Raw genomic sequence first — 6,272 nt, forward strand, 5'->3', positions numbered from 1 at the left:
TATTCCGGGGGTAGATCTTTTAATCTCTCATCAGGAATCCCGTGAATAATCCAATCTGCAATAATGAGGACACTGGAGTTTTTACTCTGCATGAGTCTCTCAAACTCATCAAGGACCCCTTCTTCATGCAGGATTGGATCATCGGCCCAGTTGAGGAGGTGAATGAGGGCAAATGCCTCCTCACCAATTGAAATTGCCTCCTCTCTCTGTACATCGATATATTCCACAAATATATCATCCAGCCTCTTTTCAACGTCCGCAAGAAAGCCATCAATTATCTCGACACTCCCAAAAGCAGCAGCAATCACCACAGTGAGTGGATCCCGTATATCCGCATCTTCAGTATCAGATCTAAAGAGCATGATCAATGAGAGGAGATTTTTGAGGTACGATGGTATGGCTTCGGTAAAACTGACGATTTCTACCTCCAGATTATCAGAGATTCCTGCTCGAAGAAGGTATCTGATACCTTCAATCTGCTCCCGGAATGATAGATTATGAAATACAGAATATCTATAGGAATGGTCCAGAATATCGTCTGTTCCGGAAGGTGGACGAAATAATGTTTCCTCCAGCAGATTATGCCATAGCTCTTTTGCTCCCTCATCATCTTTCATGAGAGTAAAACCAAGGAAGGCATATAGCCGTCGCATTAACTGTGGATCGTCATGCCGTTTCGTAAGGTTTGCTAATAATTTTTCATCATACTCTCCATCCCGTGAACGATTGACAAGTGCCTTTCGTATCATGCAGAGGGAAGAGTCACTAAAGAAGTAATCATCAATCAATATGCTGTACGCTGACTTATGATCCCCGATGGACTCATAGAGTGATGACAGGGCAAGGGTGACTTCGCGGCAATCGGGATACTCTTCAAAGGTTTCAGCGATGATCCCGATCAGTCTTTTCTTCTCGTCAGAGGTGAGATGATCATTGGTGAGATCAAATGCGGGCCCAAAAAAGTGAAAATGATCGGGATCACTGAAGAAGGATCTGCTCATGCAGAGATGGTAAGACTCCCTTTGGTTTTATTATATCTAAGAGGTAGAGAGGGAAAGTTCTCTCTTTACTCCCCACTATAGATTTTCCATGCCTGTTCCACATCAGCCCCTTCAATCGTAATAGCGAAGATTGCATTTGTGAACCGGACGGCTGCATCAAGTCCTTTCTGATGGATGTTCCTGCCGGTTGCATTTCCTGCCGCTCCTCCGGAATGGATCTGGTCATAGAGTTCTGTTAAGAACTTCTTTTCATCGATGGAGGAGCCTCCTGCACAGACCACCTTCGTTCTGCCAGCTGCAAGAACAGCCTCTTTCAGGAGATCAGAAGAATTATGACCCTCTTTCTTCGGAGCATTCACCTTGACATAATCTGCACCAAGTGCTGCGGCAACTCCCGCTGCACCTGCGATCAGGTGCGGATCTTTCTCGTCTTTAACCGCTGCTCCGCGTGGATAGATCCAGAGCACAACAAGCATCCCGTTTTTATGTGCATCCAGGATCACCTGCTGCGCCTCACGCATCATCTCACTCTCGTATTCTGATCCGATATAGATCGTATAGCCAACCGCTGTGATCGCGAGTCCCGTCCTGTCACGGAGATCCACAACATCCTGGACCGAAACAAGGAGGGGGCTGTAAGGGTCCTGCTGGGAGGTCTTGACCAGGTGCGTCTTTGAATTGAGTTTCACGAGATAGGGGATATCCGGGAAATCCATTCCATACCGGACGATAAGTCCGTACTGTGTTGCAAAGACACCAACTTTTCCCTCTGAGGCGATTTTGAAGAGGTGCACAGGGCTTGCATCATCTTCATGGATATCCTCGCCAAAGAAGTCGTCATTGAGGTGCTCGACCTTCTGGTCGCCGGCAAAGAGCATCAGGCGCCCGGTACCGCGTGTTATCCTCTGGTAGTTTGCGATGAAGGTATCAACTGCCGCAAACGGTACATCCAGTGGAATCGAGAAGACATCTTCTGCAGTCATACCCAGAATATCATCCCGTGCCTGATTAATGGTTGCGGATTGTTCAGGCAACAATCAGCAGGATGGAACTGCTCTATGAACCATGAATAGAAAACCGGAATGAAAAAAATTGTAATTAGTGTAAAAGGAGGAGGGGATCTGCTTCCAGGACATTTTTCCCCGTCCTGCCCTTCTGATTATTCGAGATGGATGACCTGATGGCCTTTATCCGAATCTTTCCGGCAGATGATCTCAAGGACACCGTTGATACAGCTCATCCTGATGTTATCAGGATCGACCTGTGGGAGATCCACCACGGCAATCGGTTCTCTCCTCTCATGTGATACGATATGGAGACGGCCACCCTCAAAGAAGATCCTGATCTCTTCAGGATCATATCCTGAGACATCAGTTGCGATGATCAGATCGTCATTAATCTCATAGACCTCAACTGCATGCTCCTCTTCGTCGAATGGTGTCTGGCTGATGTTCACAGGGGAGCCGTTGATAACCACACGGAATCCCATAACCCGTGGGGATGTCAGATCAACGTCCATTGACTCTGCCATGATCTTCCTGACCGCATCAATCAGTTCCCTGTATGCATCTGATGGTGGTTCATTCATTCTTCTTTCACACTCATTTCTCTTCAGCCATTAGTTTTTCCAGTTCTGTTGTTTGTTCCCTGATCACATCAAACTGTTTCCTGCCGGATGTCACAAGATTGCGGATTTTTTCTGCAGCAGCGGCAATCGTCTCACCTTTCTCAAGGAGGAGCGCACGTTTTGCAACATTCAATGCCTTTTCCAGAATCCGCCTCTGCTCCTCGTTATAGAGGAACTCCCATGACTGCCGTTCGGCGGACTCGATAGCATCGCTATCAAGGGATGGCTTCACCCGCTCCTGTGCCCGCCTGATATGATCCTTGGTGACACGAATATTCTCCATCGCATCTTTCATCTCAATCTCGCTTCTGCCTCCCATCTTTGAGATGAAATCACGGATTGCATAGAGCTTTGATTCACGGACAAGAGCTTCGATATCAGCACCGACAAACCCTTTTGTCTCACCAACCAGTGTGTCAAGATCGATATCTTTTGCAAGCACACCTTCTTCATCCTTCAGGTATACCTTGAAGATCTGCTTCCTTCCCTCATCATCTGGTGGCGGGACAAAGATATGGCGTTCAAGCCGCCCGGGACGCATGAGGGCAGTATCCATCATATCCGGCCTGTTGGTTGCACCAATGACGACCACGTCCTTGAGTTCTTCAAGCCCGTCAAGTTCCGTTAAGATCTGGCTGACCACACTCTCGGTGACATGGGAGGATCCGGTGTAACTTCCCCTGCGAGGCACAAGCGCATCAACTTCATCAAAGAAGATGATGGACGGCGATGCCTGGCGTGCTTTCCGGAAGATCTCCCTGACACCTTTCTCGGATTCGCCAACCCATTTGGAGAGGAGTTCGGGTCCTTTGATTGATATGAAGTTGCACTCGCTCTCGTTTGCCACAGCTTTGGCAAGGAGCGTCTTTCCGGTGCCGGGAGGGCCAAAGAGGAGGATCCCTTTTGGTGGCTTGGTTGTGAGTCTCTGGAATATTTCCGGGTACTTCAGCGGCCATTCCACTGCCTCCCTCAGCTCTTCTTTAACATCTTCAAGGCCGCCGACATCGCTCCAGTGGATGTCTGGCACCTCGACAAGCACCTCACGCATTGCACTCGGCTCAACATGCTTTAGTGCCTCATCGAAATCCTCGCGGATAACTTTCAGCTCATCCAGAAGCTCGGTTGGGATGTCTTCATCCACATTGATCTTCGGAATGATCTTTCTGAGTGCATGCATCGCCGCTTCCTTGACGAGCAGTGACAGATCTGCACCCACAAAACCATGGGTGATATCTGCGAAATGCGAGAGTTCGACATCATCTCCAAGTGGAACCCCGCGGCTGTGAATCTGGAGGACTTCGAGCCTTCCCTTTTTATCAGGAATTCCAATCTCGATCTCACGGTCAAACCGCCCTCCACGCCGAAGCGCAGGATCAATTGCATCCGGAAGGTTTGTTGCGGCGATGACGATCACCTGTCCGCGGCTCTTGAGCCCATCCATCAGGGAGAGGAGCTGTGCAACAACCCGCCGTTCAACCTCCCCTTTCGTATCTTCACGTTTTGGTGCAATGGAGTCGATCTCATCGATGAAGATGATCGTCGGCGAGTTCTCCTGTGCCTCATCAAAGACCTCACGGAGCTTGCCCTCGGACTCGCCATAGTACTTACTCATGATCTCCGGGCCTGAGAGCGTGATGAAGTGGGCGTCCACTTCACTGGCAACTGCCCGTGCGATCAGGGTCTTTCCGGTTCCTGGTGGACCATAGAGCAGCACCCCCTTTGGTGGCTCGATTCCAAGCCGCTCAAAGAGTTCCGGGTGCCTGAGCGGGAGCTCGATCATCTCGCGGACGAGTTGAAGCTCACGTCCAAGTCCGCCGATATCCTCATAATGGATATCTGAGAAACCTTCTTTTCCTTTCTCTCCTTCATAGGGTGTTTCTTTCAGCTCGATCTCTGTGTCTTCGGTGACAATGGCAATGCCCTTTGGGCTCACTTTTGAGATGACGAAGGTGAGTGGGTTTCCAAGTACATTTACCCGGACAGTCTGGCCTGCGGATACAGATCTGCCATGAAGCATTCGTTTCAGGTATTGTTCCCCGCCTACAAGCCGAATTGCCTGAGTCGGCTGGATAACAACCTTTGTTGCATATCCTGCATCCAGCTTTTTGATCCTGACCTTGTCATCAATACCGGCACCGGCATTGCTCCGGACGTTCCCGTCGATCCTGATTACCGCACGGCCGGTATCTTCAGGAAAACCTGGCCAGACTATGGCAGCGGCTTTCTTCTTACCAGATATCTCGATCACGTCGCCTGAGACCAGGTTCAGCTGTTTCATCACATCGATTGAGAGACGGGCCATTCCCCGTCCGGCATCGCCATGAGCCGCCTCTTTCACTACAAGATCCATGTAATCCTTATCAGTTGTCATAATGAGTACCTCTGACTTACCATACGTTAGTGTTGTTTAATATTTATAGTTTTCTCTAACTCAGAGATCTGAACGATTGTTTTCTTCTGATCATCTGCAAATTCCCTCCTGAATACAAAAAACTACTGTTTGATCTGAATAATCCACTATTGAGATACAGAAAAATCCCGTCAATAATTCCTGATAATGGAAAGACGGAGATAAAAAAAGTGGTTTGGATGAGAGATTTAGAAATTAAAGTGTTTGCTGACGATCTTCAGTGCACAGAAGTCTCCGCACATGGTGCAGGCATCTGTGTCAGCAGGAGATCGGCTGTCACGGATATGGCGTGCCCTTTCAGGATTCATTGCAACAGCAAACTGGCGTTCCCAGTCGAGATCGCGCCGTGCATGCCCCATCTCAAGGTCGAATGCACGGGTTTTCTTCAGTTTGACCATATCGCCTGCATGTGCTGCAATCCGGGATGAGATAACACCTTCATAGACTTCTTCTGGTGTCGGGAGTGCAAGATGCTCTGCCGGGGTGACATAGCAGATGAAATCCGCACCGGCAGCAGATGATGCAGCGGCACCGATTGCAGCAACCCGGTCATCATATCCGGGTGCGATATCGGTAACAAGAGGTCCGAGCATGTAGAATGGCTTTCGGTTTGTAACCCTTTTCTGGAGCTGGACATTCGTTTCGATCTCGTCAAGCGGGATATGCCCCGGCCCCTCGATGATCGTCTGGACACCAAAGGCATTTGCCTTGTCTGCAAGCTCTGCATTGATCAGGAGCTCCTGGATCTGTGCACGATCGGTAGCATCGTGGATTGCGCCTGCACGCATCCCGTTCCCAAAGGAGAGGGTGACCTCATGCTCTTTCAGGATCTCAAGGAGATAATCAAAGCGGCGGTAGAGCGGGTTCTCCATCTCATTGTGAAGCATCCAGGCGGTCATGAATGCACCCCCACGGGATACGAGACCTCCGTGCCGGCCCTGATTCTGAAGACGCTTCATCGTCTCCCAGTTGATCCCGGTGTGGATCGCCATGAAGTTGGTACCAAGCTTCGCCTGATCCTCTGTTGCCTTGAAGAGGTCATCCTCATCCATATGCACCACGGCACCTTTTGTCCGGGCTGCTTCAATGAATGCCTGGTAGAGGGGAACCGAGCCGACTGAAAGGTTCGTATTCTCTATGACGCGCCGACGGATTTCAAGGAAATCGCCGCCGGTTGAAAGCTCCATCAGCGTATCTGCTCCTGCGAGTTCTGCCTGACGTGCCTTCTCGATCT

Annotated in this window: 5 protein-coding genes; all 5 read right to left on the minus strand. The window is 49.7% G+C overall.

Going from position 1 to position 6,272, the window contains the following annotated elements; all coding sequences use genetic code 11:
* A partial coding sequence (locus QCH34_RS04815; RefSeq protein ID WP_300330967.1) for a hypothetical protein occupies window positions 1-1,001 on the minus strand: 1,001 nt, incomplete at its 3' end.
* A 65-nt stretch (window positions 1,002-1,066) separates the two neighbouring features.
* On the minus strand, window positions 1,067-1,984 hold the full coding sequence (locus QCH34_RS04820; protein ID WP_300330970.1) for an aldolase: 918 nt from the start codon (window positions 1,982-1,984) through the stop codon (window positions 1,067-1,069).
* 176 nt (window positions 1,985-2,160) lie between these two features.
* On the minus strand, window positions 2,161-2,589 hold the full coding sequence (locus QCH34_RS04825) for an Hsp20/alpha crystallin family protein (RefSeq protein ID WP_300330973.1): 429 nt from the start codon (window positions 2,587-2,589) through the stop codon (window positions 2,161-2,163).
* 13 nt (window positions 2,590-2,602) lie between these two features.
* Window positions 2,603-4,999, minus strand: coding sequence for a CDC48 family AAA ATPase (locus tag QCH34_RS04830; RefSeq protein WP_300330976.1), 2,397 nt, complete (start codon window positions 4,997-4,999; stop codon window positions 2,603-2,605).
* A gap of 227 nt (window positions 5,000-5,226) precedes the next feature.
* The coding region (gene thiC, locus QCH34_RS04835; protein ID WP_300330979.1) for a phosphomethylpyrimidine synthase ThiC at window positions 5,227-6,272 on the minus strand (1,046 nt) is incomplete at its 5' end.

Source organism: Methanocalculus sp. (genome assembly GCF_029762515.1).
GTDB lineage: Archaea > Halobacteriota > Methanomicrobia > Methanomicrobiales > Methanocorpusculaceae > Methanocalculus.